This is a genomic window from Streptomyces sp. NPDC096324 (genome assembly GCF_044763015.1).
Classification (GTDB): domain Bacteria; phylum Actinomycetota; class Actinomycetes; order Streptomycetales; family Streptomycetaceae; genus Streptomyces.
This window is the reverse complement of record NZ_JBIWFK010000009.1, coordinates 55,408-74,937: the sequence shown is the minus strand read 5'-3', so window position 1 is coordinate 74,937 and position 19,530 is coordinate 55,408. Positions and strand designations below refer to the sequence as shown.

Sequence of the window (19,530 nt, the reverse complement as noted above, 5' to 3'; positions counted from 1 at the left end):
ACCACGACACCACCGGTGCGCGGCGCCGGCGACACGGCACGATCGGCAACACGGCAACACAGCAACTCGGCACAGCGGGACTGAAGGAGAGACGTGAGCGGCAAGGGTGCACCTGAACTGTCCGTACGCAACTGCGGCGACCTGCGGGTCGCGGTCATCGCGGCACAGTGGCACGACAAGGTGATGGACGGTCTCGTGGACGGCGCGCTGCGCGCCCTGCGCGAGCTGGGAATCGACGAGCCGACCCTGTTGCGGGTCCCCGGCAGCTTCGAACTGCCGGTCGCCGCCAAGGTCCTGGCGGGCCGCGGCTACGACGCGATCGTCGCGCTCGGCGTCGTCATCCGCGGCGGAACCCCCCACTTCGAGTACGTGTGCCAGGGCGTCACCCAGGGCCTCACCCAGGTCTCCATCGACACCGGTGTCCCCATCGGCTTCGGCGTGCTGACCTGTGACACCGAGGAGCAGGCCCTGGACCGCGCGGGCATCGAGGGCTCCAACGAGGACAAGGGCCACGAGGCGGTGACGGCCGCCGTGGCGACCGCGGCCACCCTCCGCTCAGTATCCGAACCCTGGCACTGAGGCGGGGCCCCGAGCGCGTAGGGTGAGGACCACCATGTCCAAGAAGACTTTCGAGGAGCTCTTCACCGAGCTCCAGCACAAGGCCACCACGGGCGATCCCGCCACTTCGCGCACCGCCGAGCTCGTCGGCAAGGGCGTTCATGCCATCGGCAAGAAGGTCGTCGAAGAGGCGGCAGAGGTCTGGATGGCCGCCGAGTACGAGGGCAAGGACGCCGCCGCCGAGGAGATCTCGCAGCTCCTCTACCACGTCCAGGTGATGATGGTCGCGCGCGGGATCTCGCTCGACGACGTGTACGCGCATCTGTAGGGGCGCCCTCTCGGCGGCGCCCCCGCACGGCACAGCACGTCCGTCCGTCCCACCCACCCCGAACACCATCGAGCAAAGGAAGCCGACCTCATGCTGCGCATCGCCGTCCCCAACAAGGGTTCCCTCTCAGGACCTGCGGCGGACATGCTGCATGAGGCCGGCTACCAGCAGCGCCGGGAGTCCAAGGAACTGCGGATCGTCGACCCGAACAACGAGGTCGAGTTCTTCTACCTCCGCCCCCGCGACATCGCGATCTACGTCTCCTCCGGCCGGCTCGACATCGGCATCACGGGCCGGGACCTGCTGGTCGACTCCGGGGCCGACGCCGAGGTGATCCTCCCGCTCGGCTTCGCCCGCTCCACCTTCCGCTTCGCCGGCAAGCCGGGCACCGCGAACGGCATCGCGGACTTGAAGGGCCGGACGATCGCCACCTCCTACGAGGGCATCGTCGCGGGGCACCTCGCCGACCACGGCATCGACGCCTCCGTCGTGCACCTCGACGGCGCCGTCGAGACCGCCATCGAACTCGGTGTCGCCGAGGTCATCGCGGACGTCGTCGAGACGGGCACCTCGCTGCGCAACGCCGGTCTGGAGATCTTCGGCGAGCCGATCATGAAGTCCGAGGCCGTGGTCATCCGCCGTGTCGGCGCCGGCCCCACCGAGGACGCGGAGCCCAAGGTGCAGCAGTTCCTGCGCCGCCTCCAGGGTGTGCTGGTCGCGCGGACCTACGTGATGATGGACTACGACTGCCGCGCCGAGCACCTGGAGAAGGCCGTCGCGCTCACTCCCGGCCTGGAGTCGCCGACCATCTCGCCGCTGCACAACGAGGGCTGGGTCGCCGTCCGCGCCATGGTCCCCTCCAAGGAGGCCCAGCGGATCATGGACGACCTGTACGAGCTCGGCGCGCGGGCCATCCTGACCACGGCCATCCACGCCTGCCGGCTCTGACGGGATCAACGGACATGTCGGACCTTCCACCCCTTCCCATAACCTTCCGCCCCTCCCGTACCCGGGCCGTCCTGCTCACCGCGGGCGCGTCGATCCTTGTGGTCATCACCACGGTCGCCATGCTTCTGGAGCAACTCGGCCCGGGGGAGCGGGCGAGCTTCGTCTTCACCGCGGCGCTGCTCTTCGGAGTGCTCCTGCTGCTCTCGCGGCCCAAGGTCGTCGCCGACGAGAGCGGTGTCACGGTCGTCAACATCGCGAGCCGCCGGCACCTGGACTGGGCGGAGATCGTGCAGGTCAACCTGCGTCCCGGCGACCCCTGGGTGTTTCTCGACCTCAGCGACGGCACCAGTCTCCCGGCGCTCGGCATCCAGCCGGGCATCGCCCGGCAGCGCGCCATCGAGGACGCCCGCGCCCTGCGCGCGCTGGCCTCGGCCCGCGGAATCCAGGAGCCCGACGGGCACCGCGGTGAACATCACGGCTGACTCTGGCCCTCCACCCTGCCCTGAGAGCCCATGTCTTGATTAATCTGTCGGCGGAGGCGTTTTTCATCGCGCCTCCGCCTCCGATGTGCTCCCGCCCTCAGAGGCCCCCTGCTACCCGAGGAGTGACTCCCTCCAGCGATGGACGGATCGTCCTGTAGTACCTGCGCCGCCCCCTTCCGACATAGCGAGGCGGCGGCATGACCATCCCCCTGTTGCTCCTTGGCGCGGCGTTCCTGCTGATTCTCGCCAACGGCTTCTTCGTGGCCGCGGAGTTCGGACTCGTCACCGTCGAACGCCCCGACGCCGAGAAGGCCGCGGCCGACGGCGACAAGCGCGCCGCCACGGTCGTCGAGTCGCTCAAGGAGCTGTCCTTCCAGCTCTCCGGCACCCAGCTCGGCATCACCATCACCTCGCTCGTCGTCGGCATGCTCGCCGAACCGGCCCTCGCCCAGCTCCTGGGCGGCCCGTTCGAGGCGGTCGGACTGCCCGAGGGCGCGGTGCCCGGCTTCGCCGTCGTCACCGGCATGCTGCTGGCCTCCGCCGTGCAGATGGTGATCGGTGAACTCGTGCCCAAGAACTGGGCGGTCTCCAAGCCGCTCCAGGTGGCCCGCTTCGTCGCCGGCCCGCAGCACGTCTTCTCCCGCCTCTTCCGGCCGGTCATCGCCGCGCTCAACACGGTCGCCAACCGGCTCGTCCGTGCCCTGGGCGTGGAACCCGCCGAGGAGCTGGCCTCCGCCCGCACCCCCGGCGAGCTCGTCTCCCTCGCCCGCCACTCGGCCCGCGCCGGGGCCCTGGAGCAGGACACCGCGGACCTCTTCGTCCGCACGATGTCCCTGGCCGACCTCACCGCCCAGCACGTCATGACGCCGCGGGTGAAGGTCAGCGCCCTCCAGTCGTCGGCCACCGCCGAGGACGTGGTCAACCTCACCCGCGCCACCGGCCTGTCCCGCTTCCCCGTCTACCGGGAGCGGATCGACGAGATCGTCGGCATGGTGCATCTCAAGGACGCCCTCGCGATCCCCTCGCGCGACCGGCTGCGCACCCCCGTCCGCCGGATCGCCCAGGCCCCGCTGCTCGTCCCGGAGACCCTGCCGGTGCAGCCTCTCCTGGAGCGGCTGCGCAGCGAACAGCCCATCGCCGTCGTCGTCGACGAGTACGGCGGCACGGCCGGCGTGGTCACCCTGGAGGACATCGTCGAGGAACTCGTCGGCGAGGTCCACGACGAGCACGACGACGTGCAGGGCGAACAGCCCGAGCTGGCGGCCGCTCCTCCGGAGGACGGCAGGCCCGCCTGGGACGCCGACGGAAGCTGCCGGGTCGACATCCTGCGGCGCATAGGCCTCGACGTGCCCGAGGGACCGTACGAGACCGTCGCCGGCCTCGTCGCCGACCTGCTCGGCAGGATCCCGGCCCCCGGTGACAAGGCCGAGCTGCCGGGCTGGCGCCTGGTGGTGCGGCAGGTCGGGCACTACCGTGCCGAACGTGTCCGCCTCGTGCGCACCGCGCTCGCCCCGGAGGCCGTCCGATGAGCATGCTCCAACTGCTGCTCGCGGGCGTCCTGGTGCTCGCCAACGGCTTCTTCGTCGGCGCCGAGTTCGCGCTCGTGTCCGTGCGGCGCAGCCAGATCGAACCGCTGGGCACCGCCCGCTCCCGGCAGGTCCTGTACGGCCTGGAGCGGCTGCCGCAGATGATGGCGGCGGCCCAGTTCGGCATCACCATGTGCTCGCTGACCCTGGGCGCGGTCGCCGAGCCCACGGTCGCCCACCTGCTGGAGCCGCTCTTCGCGGCGGTCCACCTGCCGGACGGGGTGATCCACCCCCTCGGGTACGTGATCGCGCTGGCCCTCGTCGTCTTCTTCCACCTCGTCATCGGCGAGATGGTCCCGAAGAACCTGGCGATGGCCGCGCCCGAGAAGACGGCCCTGTGGCTCAGCCCCGGACTGGTCGCCTTCGCCCGGGTGTGCCGCCCGGTCACGGTGGCCCTCGGCGCCTGCGCGCAGGTCATCCTCAAGCTGTTCCGGGTCGAGCCCAAGGACGAGGTCGAGGCGGTCTTCACCAGCGAGCAGCTCAACCGGCTCGTGGAGGACTCCGGACAGGCGGGGCTTCTCGACCCCGAGGAACAGGAGCGCCTCGAGGACGCCCTGGAACTCGGCTCGCGCCCGGTCACCGACGTCCTGCTCGACAGCGCCTCGCTGGTCACCGTGGATCCCTCGGTCACCCCGGGCCAGGTCGTCGCGCTCACCGCGCGCACCGGGTACTCCCGCTTCCCGGTGGTCGCGGAGAACGGCGCCTTCATGGGCTGCTACCTCCATGTGAAGGACGTCCTCGACCTGGAGGAGTCGGAGCGCGCGGTCCCGCAGCAGCTGTGGCGGCCGATGACCACCCTGCGCTCCGAACTCCCCCTGGACGACGCCCTCACCGTGATGCGCCGGGCCGCGACCCACCTGGCCCAGGTCGCCGACGCCTCCGGGAAGGTCCTCGGCCTCGTGGCCCTCGAGGACGTCCTGGAGCTGCTGGTCGGCGAGGTACGGGACCCGGCGCACCGCGATGTCACGCCGGTCCGGGTCACGGAGCCGCGTGTCGGCCGGGCCGAGGAGGCGCTGGCCAGCTGACCGTGAGCGTGGGCCCCGGTTCCCGGGGGCCGTGCGACCCCTGAAGGTCGTACGGCCCCGGCGGGACCGGGGCCTTCTCACATCGCCGACGGATCCTGCGGGCCCCGGCCCGAGAGGACCTCCCCGTAGGCCTGCATGAGGTCGGGCAGCCGCAGGGTGGACAGGTCGTCGCGCGAGGGTGTGCCGGGGTACCCCGACAGCCGCAGATCGCGGTACGCGCAGCTCTTCTCGTACAGGGTGCGCAGAAAGCGGCCGTTGCCGAGCTCGTCGATCCAGCCCTGGTCGACGACATGCCCGGCGATCGAGCGCAGTTCGTCCAGCGCCTCCTCGTCCCAGATGTCGCCGTTCTCGGCGGCCAGCACCTCGCCGATGGAGGTCAGTTCGAGCGGGCGGTACGAGGGGAAGTCCACCCGGCTGGTGAAGCGCGAGGACAGGCCGGGGTTGGCGGCGAGCAGCCGGTCCATGCCCTCGGGGTAGCCGGCGAGGATGACGACCAGGTGGTCCCGGTTGTCCTCGGCCCGCTTCAGCAGCACCTGAAGGGCCTCGTCGCCGTACGCGTCGCCCTTGCCGTAGCCGGAGTTGGACAGGGAGTACGCCTCGTCCACGAACAGGACGCCGCCGATCGCGGAGTCGATCAGCTCGTTCGCCTTCACGGCGGTCTGGCCGAGGTATTCGCCGACCAGGTCGGCCCGCTGGGCCTCGACCAGATGGTCCCCGCCGAGCAGCCCGAGCGCGTAGAAGACCCGGCCGAGAATGCGTGCCACCGTGGTCTTGCCGGTGCCCGAGGGACCGGAGAAGACGAAGTGCCGCTTCGGCGGCTGCACCGGCAGCCCCTGGCCGGTGCGCAGCCTGGCCATGTTCAACTGCGCAGACAACGCCTTGACCTGCCGTTTCACCGGCTCCAGGCCCACCATGCGCTCCAGCTCGGCGAGGGCCTCGTCGAGCAGGGCGGGGTCGGTGGGTCCCGGCGGTATCGGCTGCACCGGGATCACGGCCTTCTCCCGGAAGCCGTCCGGCTGGGGCGGCAGCCCGCCGGGCGGCGACGGATCGGCGTCCGGAAGCCTCAGATCGCGCCCCTCGGTGCCGAACAGCGCGTCCATGCCGTCGGGGCCCTCCAGCACGTCCTGGCCGATCCCGGCGAGCGTGATCGCCGCGAGGTCGGCGGCGGCGTCGTCGTACCCGTCCCCCTCGGCGATGGCGGCGAGCCGGGCCGAGGTGTCCATGAAGGAGGGGTCGACCCGGTGCACCGCCCGGTACAGGGGCAGGGCCGCGGCGGACCGGCCGGTGCCCTCGTGGGCGCGGGCCAGCCAGTACCGCAGCTCCTTGCGCTGCGGCTGTTCGCTGCGACAGCGCATCAGCGCGGACGACAGCAGCGGCTCGGCCTGTCCGTACATCTCCAGCCGGACCCTCGCCATACCGCCGAACAGTCCGGCCTCGATGCCGAGCATGGGATCGTTGATCAGCGGATCGGTGTGCCGGACCAACTGCTCCCAGTCCTTGACCAGATAGGCGCGGCACGCGTGAAGGAACCGCACCTGGTGGTCCGCGTCGACCGGCGGCAGTCCGGCCAGCGCCCGGTCCAGCTCGGGGACATGACGCCCGTCGAGCCAGTGCGAGGCGTGCGCGAGCAGCAGGTCGCGCGGGCTCTCCAGCACCGGCTGGACCCACCAGCCCAGCCAGTACCAGGAGTTGAGGGTGCGCCGGTGGCGCGAACGTTGTTCGCCGAAGCGGTCGCGGTGCCGGAACATCCGCAGCAGCGCGGTCGTCGTGTCCACCCGTAGCGCGTGCAGTCCGAGCCAGCCGTCCGCCATACCAGGGTCCATCCGGACCGCGGCGCGGAACTCCTCCTCCGCCTGCGGGTAGGCGCCCATGGTGTAGGCGTCCACACCTCGCAGCCAGGCCAGGTCGGCCGGGGCCTCGGGGCCCTGCGTGCCGAAGTCCATCACGTCCCCCACAAACCGTGCCCCCGATGGTCGGGGAGTGCCTCGCGGATCAGGACATCCCCTCGCCGCCGGGCCGGTGCCCGTCGGCAGCTCTGGTCGAACGACTGTGCCACGGACGGGAGTTGAAGCGGTGCGGCAGAGCAGCCGTCCGAAGGTCGCACCGAAAGGCATGGTACCCGCGGTGGACGGGCCTGCCGAAGGGTGCCGCACAGCCCGTTCCGCGAGGTGGGAGCAGATGGGGCGCGTGGCGGACGGTGACCCAGGGTGAGCGAATCACGCCGTGGGGAGTCCGGAAAGAGATGGTGTGGGCAGAACGAAGCCCCCGATCACGGGGGAACAACCGGGGGCTTCGCGACTGCGGGCGGCTCCCGAAGGGCCGCTGCTTCAGAACGTAAGACCTGTACGGCCCCCTGGTCAAGCAGAGTTGGGGCACTGAGGCAACTTCTCCGGAGTGGGTCTTCGCAACGTCAGCACGCTGCGGATGGTCCATCACGGTGAGTGATGAACTGGTCCGGTCCAGACGTCCCAGCAGGCCCCGGCAGCACCTCGTATCCCTCGGGACACTGCCGCACCACATGGTCCGCGAACGGCCGTGTGGGGTCCTCGGCGAAGTGCCGGAGCTCGGCGCGGACCCATCCGTCCCAGAAGTCGCTCTGTGCCTGTCCGTCCCGTCGCCGTCCCCGCGCCCAGGCCTCCTCGTGGGGCAACTCCATCCACAGGAGCCGCGCGAGCCAGGGCCGCAGCGCCCGGCGTCCCGCGCCGACGCCCTCGAGGAGCACCACGGGCGCGGCCGGCAGTTCGCGGACGGGTCCGAACTCCCGGGCCGTCCAGTCGTAGGCGGCGTAGCGCGCCGTCTCGCCCCGTCCGAACGGCTCGATCACCCGGCTCAGCAGGCGCCCGGTCCAGTCGAACGGTTCCTCGTGGGTGGCGATGTCGTCGAGGTGGAGCACGGGCGCGCCGCCGAGGGCCGTCGCCAGTCTCCCGGCGAACGTGGTCTTGCCGGAGCCGGCGTGGCCGTCGACGCCGATCAGACGGACGGGCCCGCAGGAGGGCGGCAGCCGACGCAGCCGCGAGGCGAGGTCGTGAATGGGGTTTCCCGGGGTGAGGTGCGGGGGCGGGCCTGGGGGGTCGGCGCAGCCCTGGGGAACATTCTATCGAGATGCCGTCCACAGCGGATCCATGGGTTCAGGATGGTGTCGCATTGAACTATTGATTGAACGATCCTCAAGAACTTCGCGGCCCGCTCCGAAAAGTCTCGGCCTCGCGGAAGCGGCTATTTCGGATAGAGCGTTCCAGTGCCCGGAGATGCTGAGTAGGGTTCCTGTTGCGGAACACAGGCGTCGTGCGTGGATGGACAGGGGAAGATGGCCGCGGGGTTATTCGAGGGGCAGTATGTGTGGCATCCGGCGGCCGACGACCGCAGACTCGCGAGTGTCTGCACGGACGTCAGAGCCGGCCGCTATCTGAGCGCCCACGAAGCTCTCAAGGAGACCCGTTCCGACTACGGATTACGGGCCCATCGATCCCTGGTCGTGGCCTCCGAGGCCGCCGACTCCGATCTCGCCGAACGCTGGCTGGCGGAGGAGCAGACCCCCGAGGCCGCCCTGTTGTGGGCCCGCGTGGCCGTCCTGCGCGCGTTACGCGCGGCCGACGCCAAGGACGACCGGGCCGAGGCCCTGGAACGCATAGCGCTGACCGCCTGCGACCGGGCCGCGCTGATGGACCGGGCGGATCCCACGCCCTGGGTCGCCCGGCTGTCCATGGCCCGGCTGCACGATCTGCGCGACCCGGCCCCGCAGGGGCTGCTGACCCAGCCTCCCGGCCCCTGGCGCCTGTTCTCGCACGTCCTGCGCCTCGACCCCTGGAACCGTGAGGGCCACCACCGGTTCCTGGCCTTCTTCTTCACGCGCCACGGCGGTTCCGTGAACGCCGCCTGGGACGTCGCCGCCTTCCTGAGCCAGCGCGCCCCCGCCTCCTCGCCGCTGCGACTGCTGCCGCTGGTGGCCCTGGTGGAGAGCTACAACCCCACGCAACTGCTGGTCGACCGCACCTGGGAACAGCCCCAGTGGCGTTCCACCGCGCTCGCGATCTACCAGAACTGGCTGCCGGAGGTGACCGGATACCGCTTCACGCCGGTCCTCGACCTGGCGTATCTGGCGCACGCGCTGTTCATGGCGCAGCGCGAGTTCGAGGCGCGTGCCGTGCTCATGGCCATGGGGCCCTACGCCTGCCGTATGCCGTGGAGCGTGTTCGGCGAACCCGAGGAGCAGCTCTCCCGTGCCCGCCGCGCCTGCGGCCTGCCCGTGCCGGGGGCCGGCTGAGCGCCGGCCCTCCCCGATGTCCCGCACCACCCCCGAGAGAGAGGACAGCCGTGTCAGAGCGAATATCGGTCCCGAGCCGGACGACGGGCGCGGGAAAGAGTTCCGTCGCCTTCGACGACGACGCGACGCTTCATGCGATGGGATATCCGAGAAAACTCACCCGTCGATTCCAGGCGTTCGACAATTTCGCGATTTCCTTCACCATCATCAACATTATTTCGGGTATTTTCTCGTCCTTCGGGTTCGGAATGAATGCCGGCGGCCCGCGCGTTCTCGTGTTCGGCTGGATCGGCGTCTCCGTGATGGTGCTCTTCATCGGTGCCGCGATGGCCGAGGTCGCCTCCGCCTATCCGACCAGCGGTGCCCTCTATTTCTCCGCCGGCAAGCTCGCCAAGCGGCACAAGGGCGCCTGGTCCTGGTACACGGGGTGGCTGAATTTCGTGGGTCAAGTGGGAGGCACGGCCGCCACCGGATACGCGGCCGCCACCTTCATCCAAGCCTTCGTCTCCCTGCAGTGGCATTCGTACGAGCCGACCGCCGAGCAGACGGTCCTGATCACGGCGCTGATCATCGTGCTCCAGGGTTTGGCCAATACCTACACCGTCCAGCTCGTCGCGGTGCTCAACCGGATCTCCGTGTGGTGGCTGCTGGTCGGGCTCGTCGTGATCGTGAGCACACTCATCGTGATGCCCGACGACCACCAGTCGGCCTCGTTCGTCACGCATTTCGCGAACAACACCGGTTTCACGAACGGGATTTACGGAGGGATGCTCGGGCTGCTGGTCACGAGCTGGACCTTCACGGGCTTCGACGGCAGCTTCCACATGTCCGAGGAAACGGTGCGGGCCACGGTCAACGCGCCGAAGGGGATCACTCGTTCGATCGGCTATTCGGCGATCACGGGGCTCATCCTGATGCTTGCCCTTGTGTACAGCATTCACGATTATGACCGGGTCGCCTCGTCCTCGGCGCCGCCCGTGCAGATTCTCATCGACGGACTTGGCATGGGCATGGCTAAGTTCATCCTGCTGATCGTCATCGGGTCCATGCTCTTCTGCGGGCTGGCCAACCTCACCAGCAACACCCGGCAGATCTTCGCCTTCTCCCGGGACGGCGCCATGCCGGGCTCCCGCTGGTGGCACTCCGTCTCACCGCGCACCCGCACCCCCGTCAAGGCCGTCTGGCTGGCGGTCGCCTGCTCGCTGGCCCTCGTCCTGCCCGGCTGGTGGTCGCACACGGCCTTCACGGCCATCGTCAGCGTCAACGTCGTCGGGCTCTTCCTCGCCTACGCCGTACCGGTCTTCCTGCGGCTGCGGCTCGGCGACGAGTTCCAGCCCGGCCCCTGGAACCTGGGCCGCTGGAGCAAGCCCGTCGGCTGGGTGGCCGTGATCTGGATCCTCGCCAGCAGCGTGCTCTTCATGCTGCCCCAGGGCTCGCCGATCACCGGGGACAACTTCAACTACGCCTCGATCGCGCTCGCCGCGGTGCTGATCGTCGCGACGGTGTGGTGGTTCGCCACGGCGCGCCGCCGCTTCCAGGGCCCCGTCAGCTACGGCCGCCCCGACGAGGTCGCCGCCATGGACCTCGTCTGACCACCGGTCCTCTCGGCCCCGGCGCTCGCCGGGGCCGAGGGCGTCCCAGGTCATGCCAGTGGTCCCGACCAATATTGGTGGGCGTGGCACGGGCCGAAGTGCTGGCAGAAGTCGCCCTCCGGCGTCCATAGTTGGCCCACAACAGAGCATTCTCTGTCACACGACAGAGCATTGGGCCCGCCCGTTCCGGACACCTGGGGGTTCTCCACCCATGAGCAGAGCCGAACAGCCGTCCCGCAGAATCGTCCTCGCCGCCGCGGTGGCCGCCGCGGCGGTGGGGGCCGCGGGCCCGCCGGCGGCCGCCGCCGCGGCCCGCCGGACCAGAGCGCCCGGCGGACTCGTCGACAACCGCGCCTGGACCTCGTACAGCGACTGGCGCTCGGGCAGCGCGCGGGGCGCACGGGCCGTGCCGGGCGCCCGCCCCGGGCTGGTGATCGGTGCCCCGGCCGGCACGGCGGACTACACCGACCCGCACACCGGAAAAACCGCCACCTGGGAGTACGCGACCTGGACCTCGCCCGTCCACCGGCTCGCCGTCCCCGCCACGGAGGCCATCGCCTCCTGGAACGCGCACACCCCGGCCGGCACCTGGCTCCAGATCGAGCTGACCGGCACCTACTCCGACGGCACGGACACGCCCTGGTACGTGATGGGCCGCTGGGCCTCGGGCGACCAGGACATCAGGCGCACCTCCGTGGACGACCAGACCGACGGACGCAGCACGATCTGGACGGACACCTTCTCCATCGACGACGCGGCCTCCGGCCTGCGCCTCGTCTCGTACCGGCTGCGCCTGACCCTCTACCGCACCCCGGGCTCCAAGATCACGCCCACCGTGTGGCGGCTGGGCGCGATGGGCTCCGACATCCCGGACCGCTTCACCGTCCCCGCCTCGGCCCCGGGCCTCGCCCAGGAGCTGAGCGTTCCGCCCTACTCGCAGGAGATCCACGCCGGTCAGTACCCCGAGTACGACAACGGCGGCGAGGCCTGGTGCAGCCCCACCTCCTCGCAGATGATCATCGAGTACTGGGGGCGCAGGCCCACCGCCGAGCAGCTCGCCTGGGTCGACCCGGCCTACGCCGACCCGCAGGTGTGCCTCGCGGCCCGCTCGACCTACGACTACCAGTACGCCGGATGCGGCAACTGGCCCTTCAACGCCGCCTACGCGGCCACGTACAAGGACCTCCAGGGCGTGGTGACCCGGCTCGGCTCGCTCACCGACCTGGAGACGCTGATCGCGGCCGGCATCCCGGCCATAACGTCCCAGTCGTTCCTCAAGACCGAGCTGACGGGCGCGGGCTACGGCACCTCGGGCCACCTCATGACCGTCATAGGGTTCACCGCGGACGGCGACGTGATCGCCAACGACCCGGCCTCGCCCGGCGACGACGCGGTGCGCAGGGTCTACAAGCGCTCCGAGTGGGAGACCATCTGGCTGCGCACCAAGCGCTACAACGCCTCCGGGAAGGTCGTCTCCGGTACCGGCGGGGTCTGCTACCTGTACTTCCCGGCGCATCCCTCGGCGCGCCAGCGCAAGGCGCTCTCGGCGGTGGGCATCCGGTGACGTGACGGCGGCCCCCGTCGGCCGGGGGCCGCCCGGACCGGCCGGACGACGTCCCGCAGGGGCGCTTCCGGCCCGGCCGGGGCCGTGTGACGAGACCCACACGCGGTGGCGGGCGGGCGGAATCCAGCGGGATCCGGAGCCGTCGGGCCGTGGACGTGACCCGGGTCTCTACCGGTGACCGCGGCTCCGGTGGCAAGGTGGTCGGGTCGGTGGGGAGCCGACGGGAGGCGGGGGACGTCACCGCACCACTACGTCAGCGAGATGCCATGACCACGAGTTCCGCCACCGCCCCTCGTCTCGGCGCCCGTACCGGAGGCCCGAAGGACGACGGCCCGAAGATCCTCGAACACGTCGTGGGCTGGATCTTCGTGGTGGTCGTGGCGATGCTCGTGACGCGGCTCGGTCTGATCTGAGCCGGCGCCGCCGCCGGGGAGCCCGCGGCCCGCTCCCGGACGCGACGAGCCGGACGCCGATCGCCCCCGGATGACGGTCGGCACGGTTCTGCCATACTGCGCATGTTCCGTCGGCAGTTGGAGACCAGGGCCGGAATTGAATAATAGTCAACAACGCGAGGTCGACCGCCCCCGGGCGCGGGGCACCGACCGCTCACTGGCGCGCCGCGCCGAACTCATCGCCATCGGGCGGAAGTTGTTCGCCGACACGTCGTACGACGCCCTGTCGATGGACGACATCGCGCGGCAGGCGCACGTCGCCAAGGGGCTGATCTACTACTACTTCAAGTCCAAGCGAGGCTATTACCTCGCCATCGTCGAGGAATCGGTCGCGGAGCTGGTCTCCCGGGCCGCCGACGGTCTGGAACTTCCTCCGGTGGAGCGGGTCCATCGCACGATCGACGGCTACCTCCGCTACGCCGAGCACAACCAGGCCGCCTATCGCACGATCATCTCGGGCGGCGTGGGCTTCGACGCCGAGGTGCAGGCGATACGCGACGGTGTGCGCGAGGCGATCGTCGCGACGATCGCCGAGGGGGCGTACGGCAGGGGGAGGGTCGGACCGCTTCCGCGCATCGCCCTGCTCGGCTGGCTGCACAGCGTGGAGGGAGCCACCCTCGACTGGATCGGCCACCCGGTGCTGTCGCGCGAGACCATGCGCGAACTGCTGGTGAAGATGCTGGGGGGTGCGATGCGTGCCGTCGAAGAACTCGATCCCTCGTACGCGGCCCCGCCCGACGCCCGGCGGGACAACTGATCGAACCGTATGAGGACTAGACCACTCTGTCAATGGTTCGGACCAATTCGCCGACCCTCTCGGCGGTCGGCCGGATCCGGCCGCTGACCTCGGCGGCGGGCCGAGGTCAGCCGCGCGGGTCCGTGGCTCCCATGCCGAACTCGTTCCGCGGATCCCGCGACGCGCCGAAGCGGCCGTCGCCGTGCGGGTCCCGGCCCGGGGCGAAGCGCTCCTCCGCCCGCGATTCGGTGAGCGCGCCGAACTGCCCGTACCCGTACATCACCGACGGCGCCGCCAGGCGTACCCACTCGGGGTCGTGGTGGCCCGGCAGCGTGCGGCCGCGATCCGCCCATGTGCGCATGAGGGCGCGGTAGATGGGCGGATCCTGAACCGGCGGGGGTGGCGGTGGCGGCGGTGCCCAGTGAACCGATTCCGTCGGGGCCGGGACGAGGATCCGGCGCCGTTGCCCGGTCGCGGAAGGTGTGGGGCTCATACCGGGGCAACGTGCGGGCGGGTGGACAGGTCACCCGCCCGGGGAATCGGGTGTGTGTTCAGGACGGGACCCTCGCGAGGTCCCCGCGGGCGCCCGCCGTCTGGTCCTCGCCGGTCATCTGACGTACCGTCAATTGTGCCGCGGGGGGCTCGAGCCCTTCCGGGCGACGTTGACTGCCGAGGGCCCCGGGAGGCTCGACGTGAACGACGACCGTCCCGTCCCCCTCGACGAGTACCCCGTGCACCAGGTCCCGCTGTCCATGAAGCAGGTGGCGAGCGGCGACCGCAACGCCTACGACCGCTGCATCTTCCACATCCTCGACCACCGGGGCCGGGCCCTGCTGATCCTCGGCCTCGGCGTCTATCCGAACGTCGGGGTGATCGACGCGTACGCAACGCTGCGCCTCGGCGACGCGCTGCACGCCGTCCGGGCGTCCGACGCGCTCGGCGACGATCGGATGAACCTGGCCGTGGGGCCCCTGCGGATCACCGTGGAGGAGCCGCTGCGCCGGCTGCGGCTGCGCTCGGACGACAGCTCACTGGCGTACGACATCACCTGGACCGCCGACTTCCCGGCCCTCTGGGAGCCGCACCACGTCCAGCGGCGCGGCGGCCGGCTCACCCTGGAGGGCCGCCGCTTCGTACAGGCGGGCGGTGTCGAGGGCGTCATCCGCGTCGGGGGCGAAGAGATGTCCGTCGGCGCGGGGGAGTGGACCGGCACCCGGGACCGCAGTTGGGGGGTGCGCCCGATTCCGGGGGAGGAGGGCGGCCGGCTCGCCGCCGAGAACCCGACGGAGGGCTTCCACTGGATCTGGTGCCCGGTGCGCTTCGAGGACCGCTTCCTGATGGTCGTCGTCCAGGAGGACGCCGACGGCTACCGCACCCTGGGCGACGCGACCCTCGTGCGCGACGGCGAGCGCGACATCCAGCTCGGCTGGCCCCAGGCCGACATCACCTACCGCCCCGGTACCCGGCACCCCACCTCGGCCGTCGTCCACCTGACCCGCTCCGTGGATCGCGAGCCGCTGGAGCTGGGGGTGGAGGTGCTGGCCTCGTCCCCGCTCGCGGTCGGCGCGGGATACCCGCCCGCCGACGACTGGCAGCACGGCACCTGGCGCGGCCGCGGCTGGACCGACCACCGCGTCTACGACCTCTCCGACCCGGCCGCGCATCCCCTCGCCCGCTACGGGGTGACCGACCACGCGGCCCGCTTCACCCTCGACGGGCAGGTCGGGTACGGGATCTTCGAGCACGGCTCGTTCGGCCGCCACGATCCGAGCGGCTTCACCGGGTTCGACTCCGTCGCGCCCTGAGATCCGTCGCAGCCTGAGAGGAGTGGCGACATGGCCACGGCACCCCGACCGCGGACGACCACCCGTGACCCCGAGGACCTCGCGCGCAGGCTGACCGCCTGGCTGGACACCCGCCTGCCGGGCGCCCGCGCGGTGAACGTCGGCGTCCCCGAGTCCAACGGCCTGTCCAGCGAGACCCTGCTGTTCGACATCGAGCATCCCGAACCACCGTTGCGGGCCTGCGCGTTGAGACTCGCGGCGGACCCGGGTGCGTACACCGTCTTCCCGGTCTACGACATGGTCCGCCAGTACCGCACGATGCGCCTGGTCCGCGAGCGCAGCGATCTGCCGGTGCCCCGCGTCTGCTGGCTGGAGGAGGACCCCGGACCGCTCGGAGCACCGTTCTTCGTGATGGAGCGCGTCACCGGGCGCGTACCGCCCGACGTCATGCCCTATACGTACGAGGGCAATTGGCTGCACGCGGCGACCGGTCCCGAACGCGAGCACCTGGAGGCCGCCTCGATCGCGCTCCTCGCCCGGCTCCACGACCAAGTCCCGCCGAAAGAAGCCGACTTCCTCGCACTGCCCGGCGACGGCAGCCCGCTGCGCCGCCATGTCACGGCCCAACACGCCTACTACACCTGGGTGATCGAGGGACTGGCGAGATCCCCGCTCATCGAGAGCGCCTTCGGCCGGCTGGAGGAGCTGTGGCCGCGCGACGAGGGCGAGGCGGTGCTCAACTGGGGCGACGCGCGCATCGGGAACGTCGTCTACGAGGGCTTCGACCCCGTCGCCGTGCTCGACTGGGAGATGGCGGCACCGGCCCCGCGCGAGGTCGACCTGGGCTGGACCGTCTACCTGCACCGCTTCTTCCAGGACCTGACCACGGGGTTCGGGCAGACGGGGCTGCCCGGCTTCCTGCGCCGCGACCGCGTCGAGGCACGCTACGCCCGCCTCACCGGCCACACGCCCCGGGACATGGACTTCTACACGCTGTACGCCGCCCTGCGGCACGCGATCGTCATGCTGCGCATCGCCTACCGGCAGGCGTACTTCGGCGAGGTGAGCGTCCCCCCGGACCCGGACACACTGATCCTGCACCACGGCAGCCTGCGGGCCATGGTGCAGGGCAGCTACTGGGACGAAGCGGGCGACAGCCGCTGAACGCGCCGAGCGGTCAGGCCGCGCGCCGCAACTCGGAGACCCGCATGGGGACCGAGCCCGGTCCGCCCACGTGGGAGAACGGCTGCGTACGCCAGTTCAGTCCCTGAGGGAGCGTCAACAGGAGTGCGGTGTCCTGCTGCTGGGGTTCCGCGCTGTCGTCGGCGGACCGCGCCTCGGCGGCCGCGAGGCCCGTGCCCGAGCAGACGGTGAGCCCGAACGGGTTCCACGGGGAGGCGCACAGGGCGTGCTCCGGCAGGACCTCCTCGTCCGCCAGCAGCGCGATGGGCTGCGCACAGTCCGGGCAGATCACCCGGTACATCTCGAAGGTGTCGTACGCGTCGAACTCGTCACCGTCCAGGGCGTCGGATTCGACGCCCTCCGGCTCGGGTTCGAGCACGGCCTGCTGCCGCTTGGGTGCGGTGCGACCAGGGCGCTTAAGACTCTGCATGGGATTCTCCCCCTCGGGTGGGCCGACAAGGCGCTGCGACCTCGACCACAGCAAGCACTTCCCGTCCCGTCTCCGCGGTAATCACGCGAACCCGGCGGACCCGGTTGCATTCATGTGTCCTTCGTCACATGCCGTCCGCAGGTGCCCGGCGCTCGGTGGAAGGGAGCGGCCGGATGGCGCGCGAACGACGCCTCGCCACATCACAAAGCGGGTATGACCTGCGCCGCTGAGTATCCCGGGGGATCGGCGGCCCTGTAGGTTCTTGCGCCATGGAGGAGCTGGACCGACAGATCGTGCAGCTGCTCGTCGCAGACGGGCGGATGAGTTACACCGACCTGGGCAAGGCCACGGGCCTGTCCACGTCCGCCGTGCATCAGCGGGTACGCCGTCTCGAACAACGCGGCGTCATCCGGGGCTATGCCGCGGTCGTTGACCCGGAGGCCGTCGGGCTGCCCCTGACCGCCTTCATCTCGGTGAAGCCGTTCGACCCCAGCGCCCCCGACGACATCGCCGAACGCCTCGCGGGCGTCCCGGAGATCGAGGCCTGCCACAGCGTCGCGGGCGACGAGAACTACATCCTCAAGGTGCGGGTCTCGACCCCGCACGAACTCGAGGAACTCCTCGGGCGGTTGCGGGCACTCGCGGGCGTGTCGACGCGCACCACGGTCGTCCTGTCGACACCGTACGAATCCCGCCCGCCCCGCATCTGACAACCCCCCGGGGCACGGTCGCGCGATCACGCGGACCCGCCCGTACCGGCGGGCCGGCCGGACCGGCCCGCCGTGTCGACCCCACCCGGGCGACGGCAGGCCGCCGGCAGGCGCGAGACTGTCCCCATGAGTGAGAGCACCGCCCCGTCGGACACCGTGCTGCTGCGCGGTGGAGAAGTCCACAGCCCCGCCGACCCCTTCGCGACCGCCATGGTCGTGGAACGGGGACAAGTCGCCTGGGTCGGCTCGGAAGGCGCCGCCGACGCCTTCGCCGACGGGGTCGACGAGGTCGTCGACCTCGAAGGCGCCCTGGTCACCCCGGCGTTCACCGACGCACACGTGCACACCACCGCCACCGGACTCGCCCTCACCGGCCTCGACCTGTCCGACGCGCCGTCCCTGGACGCGGCGCTCGCCCTCGTCCGTGACTTCGCCGCCGCCCGTCCGGCCGACCGGGTACTGCTCGGCCACGGCTGGGACGCGGCCCGCTGGCCCGGCGGCCGCCCGCCGGCCCGCACCGAGCTCGACGCCGCGACCGGCGGGCGTCCGCTCTACCTCTCCCGGATCGACGTGCACTCCGCGGTGGCCACCAGCGCGCTCCTGGACCTGGTCCCGGGCGTCACCGCGCTCGCCGGGTACGCGCCCGACGGCCCCCTGACCCGCGACGCCCACCACGCCGTGCGCGCCGCCGCACTCGGCGCGATCGGCGAGGCGCAGCGCACCGGGGCCCAGCGAGCCGCGCTCGCCCACGCCGCCTCGCTCGGCATCGGCTCCGTGCACGAGTGCGCCGGCCCCGAGATCTCCTCCGAGGACGACTTCACCGGACTGCTGCGGCTCGCCGCCGAGGAACCCGGACCGCGGGTCGTCGGCTACTGGGCCGACCGCGACGTCGAGAAGGCACGGGCCCTCGGCGCCGTCGGCGCGGCCGGCGACCTCTTCGTCGACGGCTCCCTCGGCTCGCACACCGCCTGCCTGCACGAGCCCTACCTCGACGCGGACCACACGGGCCTCGTCCACCTCGACGCCGACGCCGTCGCGGCCCATGTGGTCGCCTGCACCGAGGCGGGCCTCCAGGCGGGCTTCCACGCCATCGGGGACGCCGCGGTGGCCTCCGTGGTCGACGGCGTCCGCACCGCCGCGGAGAAGGTCGGTCTGGCCCGCGTGCGCGCCGCCCGGCACCGCGTCGAGCACGCCGAGATGCTCACCCCGGAAACCGTCGCGGGCTTCGCCGAACTCGGCCTCACCGCCTCCGTGCAGCCCGCCTTCGACGCGTTGTGGGGCGGTGAGGACGGCATGTACGCCCAGCGGCTCGGAGCCGACCGGGCCAGGACGCTCAACCCGTTCGCGGCCCTGCTGCGCGCCGGTGTGCCGCTGGCCTTCGGGTCCGACAGCCCCGTGACCCCGCTCGACCCGTGGGGCACCGTGCGCGCGGCTGCCTTCCACCGCACGCCCGAGCACCGGGTCTCCGTGCGGGCCGCCTTCACGGCCCACACGCGGGGCGGCTGGAGGGCCGTGGGACGGGACGACGCGGGCGTCCTGGTGCCGGGCGCGCCCGCGGACTACGCGGTGTGGCGCACGGGTCATCTCGTGGTCCAGGCCCCCGACGACCGGGTCGCGCGGTGGTCCACCGACCCCCGCTCGGGTACTCCCGGCCTCCCCGATCTGACCCCCGGCGGTGACCTGCCCGTCTGCCTGCGCACCGTGGTCGGCGGACGGACGGTATTCGTACGGCCTAACGAGTGATGTCCCGGGGTGCCCGGTGCTCTTCCGGGGTCCGGCACCCCGACGTTCGACCTGCGCATCCTCGGCGCTGACCAGGGCTTTGTCGGAAAAGGCGCAGATCAAGCCAGTGTTGACAGCCTGCCGCAGGGGGCGGGTAGGTTCTGCCG

At 71.2% G+C, this 19,530-nt stretch carries 19 protein-coding genes; 15 read left to right on the top strand and 4 right to left on the bottom strand.

The features are described 5' to 3' along the window. The first annotated feature begins 93 nt into the window (after nt 1–93). The 6 genes from ribH (at nt 94) to ACIQ7M_RS25240 (ending at nt 4,927) form a co-directional block, all read left to right on the top strand. Nucleotides 94–579 carry a 6,7-dimethyl-8-ribityllumazine synthase gene (gene ribH, locus ACIQ7M_RS25265; protein WP_151468514.1) on the top strand — a complete coding sequence of 162 codons (486 nt, stop codon included), beginning with the start codon at nt 94–96 and terminating at the stop codon, nt 577–579. 34 nt (nt 580–613) lie between these two features. Beyond that, nucleotides 614–886 (top strand): phosphoribosyl-ATP diphosphatase, encoded by a 273-nt coding sequence (locus ACIQ7M_RS25260; RefSeq protein WP_355773816.1) that lies wholly within the window; start codon nt 614–616, stop codon nt 884–886. Nucleotides 887–976: 90 nt separating this feature from the next. After that, entirely contained in the window at nt 977–1,834 is an 858-nt protein-coding gene (hisG, locus tag ACIQ7M_RS25255; RefSeq protein WP_355773819.1) for an ATP phosphoribosyltransferase, read from the top strand. 14 nt (nt 1,835–1,848) lie between these two features. Continuing rightward, a complete protein-coding gene (locus tag ACIQ7M_RS25250; RefSeq protein WP_355773822.1) occupies nt 1,849–2,316 on the top strand; it encodes a PH domain-containing protein in 468 nt (155 codons plus the stop codon). A gap of 197 nt (nt 2,317–2,513) precedes the next feature. Next, nucleotides 2,514–3,845 (top strand): hemolysin family protein, encoded by a 1,332-nt coding sequence (locus tag ACIQ7M_RS25245; protein WP_355773825.1) that lies wholly within the window; start codon nt 2,514–2,516, stop codon nt 3,843–3,845. After that, nucleotides 3,842–4,927 (top strand): hemolysin family protein, encoded by a 1,086-nt coding sequence (locus ACIQ7M_RS25240; protein WP_403648321.1) that lies wholly within the window; start codon nt 3,842–3,844, stop codon nt 4,925–4,927. The genes ACIQ7M_RS25245 and ACIQ7M_RS25240 overlap by 4 nt, the downstream gene beginning before the upstream one ends. Before the next feature lie 77 nt (nt 4,928–5,004). Here ACIQ7M_RS25240 and ACIQ7M_RS25235 read toward each other — a convergent pair whose 3' ends face one another. Beyond that, complete coding sequence (locus tag ACIQ7M_RS25235; protein ID WP_386980199.1) at nt 5,005–6,870, bottom strand: AAA family ATPase; 1,866 nt, start codon at nt 6,868–6,870, stop codon at nt 5,005–5,007. Between the two features lie 467 nt (nt 6,871–7,337). Then, nucleotides 7,338–7,958: a uridine kinase gene (locus ACIQ7M_RS25230; RefSeq protein ID WP_403648937.1), complete on the bottom strand. Its 621-nt coding sequence runs from the start codon at nt 7,956–7,958 to the stop codon at nt 7,338–7,340. 276 nt (nt 7,959–8,234) lie between these two features. Here ACIQ7M_RS25230 and ACIQ7M_RS25225 point away from each other — a divergent pair, with 276 nt between their 5' ends. From ACIQ7M_RS25225 to ACIQ7M_RS25205, 5 genes are all read left to right on the top strand, one after another. After that, nucleotides 8,235–9,191 (top strand): hypothetical protein, encoded by a 957-nt coding sequence (locus ACIQ7M_RS25225; protein ID WP_355775403.1) that lies wholly within the window; start codon nt 8,235–8,237, stop codon nt 9,189–9,191. Nucleotides 9,192–9,241: 50 nt separating this feature from the next. Continuing rightward, nucleotides 9,242–10,783: an amino acid permease gene (locus ACIQ7M_RS25220; RefSeq protein WP_403648318.1), complete on the top strand. Its 1,542-nt coding sequence runs from the start codon at nt 9,242–9,244 to the stop codon at nt 10,781–10,783. A gap of 211 nt (nt 10,784–10,994) precedes the next feature. Further along, a complete protein-coding gene (locus ACIQ7M_RS25215; RefSeq protein WP_403648315.1) occupies nt 10,995–12,347 on the top strand; it encodes a peptidase C39 family protein in 1,353 nt (450 codons plus the stop codon). A 266-nt stretch (nt 12,348–12,613) separates the two neighbouring features. After that, a complete protein-coding gene (locus ACIQ7M_RS25210) occupies nt 12,614–12,760 on the top strand; it encodes an SCO1431 family membrane protein (RefSeq protein WP_355773157.1) in 147 nt (48 codons plus the stop codon). 136 nt (nt 12,761–12,896) lie between these two features. Beyond that, nucleotides 12,897–13,556 carry a TetR/AcrR family transcriptional regulator gene (locus ACIQ7M_RS25205; protein ID WP_355773154.1) on the top strand — a complete coding sequence of 220 codons (660 nt, stop codon included), beginning with the start codon at nt 12,897–12,899 and terminating at the stop codon, nt 13,554–13,556. Nucleotides 13,557–13,662: 106 nt separating this feature from the next. Here the strand turns inward: ACIQ7M_RS25205 and ACIQ7M_RS25200 are convergent, their stop codons facing one another. Beyond that, nucleotides 13,663–13,896: a hypothetical protein gene (locus ACIQ7M_RS25200; RefSeq protein ID WP_386980184.1), complete on the bottom strand. Its 234-nt coding sequence runs from the start codon at nt 13,894–13,896 to the stop codon at nt 13,663–13,665. Between the two features lie 331 nt (nt 13,897–14,227). Between ACIQ7M_RS25200 and ACIQ7M_RS25195 the strand changes: the two genes are divergently transcribed. Next, on the top strand, nt 14,228–15,340 hold the full coding sequence (locus ACIQ7M_RS25195) for a hypothetical protein (RefSeq protein ID WP_403648309.1): 1,113 nt from the start codon (nt 14,228–14,230) through the stop codon (nt 15,338–15,340). A gap of 30 nt (nt 15,341–15,370) precedes the next feature. Further along, on the top strand, nt 15,371–16,483 hold the full coding sequence (locus ACIQ7M_RS25190) for a phosphotransferase family protein (RefSeq protein ID WP_403648306.1): 1,113 nt from the start codon (nt 15,371–15,373) through the stop codon (nt 16,481–16,483). Between the two features lie 13 nt (nt 16,484–16,496). On the opposite strand, the gene ACIQ7M_RS25185 is transcribed toward ACIQ7M_RS25190, so the two are convergent. Next, nucleotides 16,497–16,931 carry a hypothetical protein gene (locus ACIQ7M_RS25185; RefSeq protein WP_355773143.1) on the bottom strand — a complete coding sequence of 145 codons (435 nt, stop codon included), beginning with the start codon at nt 16,929–16,931 and terminating at the stop codon, nt 16,497–16,499. Between the two features lie 269 nt (nt 16,932–17,200). Here ACIQ7M_RS25185 and ACIQ7M_RS25180 point away from each other — a divergent pair, with 269 nt between their 5' ends. Together ACIQ7M_RS25180 and ACIQ7M_RS25175 are read left to right on the top strand one after the other, a co-directional pair. Continuing rightward, the gene (locus ACIQ7M_RS25180) at nt 17,201–17,641 is read left to right on the top strand and encodes an Lrp/AsnC family transcriptional regulator (RefSeq protein ID WP_037621061.1); all 441 of its coding nucleotides are present in this window, start codon (nt 17,201–17,203) and stop codon (nt 17,639–17,641) included. A 126-nt stretch (nt 17,642–17,767) separates the two neighbouring features. Further along, a complete protein-coding gene (locus tag ACIQ7M_RS25175) occupies nt 17,768–19,384 on the top strand; it encodes an amidohydrolase (RefSeq protein WP_355773140.1) in 1,617 nt (538 codons plus the stop codon). The last annotated feature ends 146 nt before the right edge of the window (nt 19,385–19,530 follow it).

Excerpts from the sequence above, each read along its gene's own strand:
- ACIQ7M_RS25190 (WP_403648306.1), top strand. The coding sequence starts at position 15,371 with ATGGCCACGGCACCCCGACCGCGGACGACCACCCGTGACCCCGAGGAC.
- ACIQ7M_RS25245 (WP_355773825.1), top strand. The coding sequence starts at position 2,514 with ATGACCATCCCCCTGTTGCTCCTTGGCGCGGCGTTCCTGCTGATTCTC.
- ACIQ7M_RS25250 (WP_355773822.1), top strand. The coding sequence starts at position 1,849 with ATGTCGGACCTTCCACCCCTTCCCATAACCTTCCGCCCCTCCCGTACC.
- ACIQ7M_RS25175 (WP_355773140.1), top strand. The coding sequence starts at position 17,768 with ATGAGTGAGAGCACCGCCCCGTCGGACACCGTGCTGCTGCGCGGTGGA.
- ACIQ7M_RS25260 (WP_355773816.1), top strand. The coding sequence starts at position 614 with ATGTCCAAGAAGACTTTCGAGGAGCTCTTCACCGAGCTCCAGCACAAG.
- ACIQ7M_RS25200 (WP_386980184.1), bottom strand. The coding sequence starts at position 13,896 with ATGCGCACATGGGCGGATCGCGGCCGCACGCTGCCGGGCCACCACGAC.
- ACIQ7M_RS25235 (WP_386980199.1), bottom strand. The coding sequence starts at position 6,870 with ATGGACTTCGGCACGCAGGGCCCCGAGGCCCCGGCCGACCTGGCCTGG.
- ACIQ7M_RS25210 (WP_355773157.1), top strand. The coding sequence starts at position 12,614 with ATGACCACGAGTTCCGCCACCGCCCCTCGTCTCGGCGCCCGTACCGGA.
- ACIQ7M_RS25225 (WP_355775403.1), top strand. The coding sequence starts at position 8,235 with ATGGCCGCGGGGTTATTCGAGGGGCAGTATGTGTGGCATCCGGCGGCC.
- ACIQ7M_RS25185 (WP_355773143.1), bottom strand. The coding sequence starts at position 16,931 with ATGCAGAGTCTTAAGCGCCCTGGTCGCACCGCACCCAAGCGGCAGCAG.
- hisG (WP_355773819.1), top strand. The coding sequence starts at position 977 with ATGCTGCGCATCGCCGTCCCCAACAAGGGTTCCCTCTCAGGACCTGCG.
- ACIQ7M_RS25215 (WP_403648315.1), top strand. The coding sequence starts at position 10,995 with ATGAGCAGAGCCGAACAGCCGTCCCGCAGAATCGTCCTCGCCGCCGCG.
- ACIQ7M_RS25180 (WP_037621061.1), top strand. The coding sequence starts at position 17,201 with ATGGAGGAGCTGGACCGACAGATCGTGCAGCTGCTCGTCGCAGACGGG.
- ACIQ7M_RS25240 (WP_403648321.1), top strand. The coding sequence starts at position 3,842 with ATGAGCATGCTCCAACTGCTGCTCGCGGGCGTCCTGGTGCTCGCCAAC.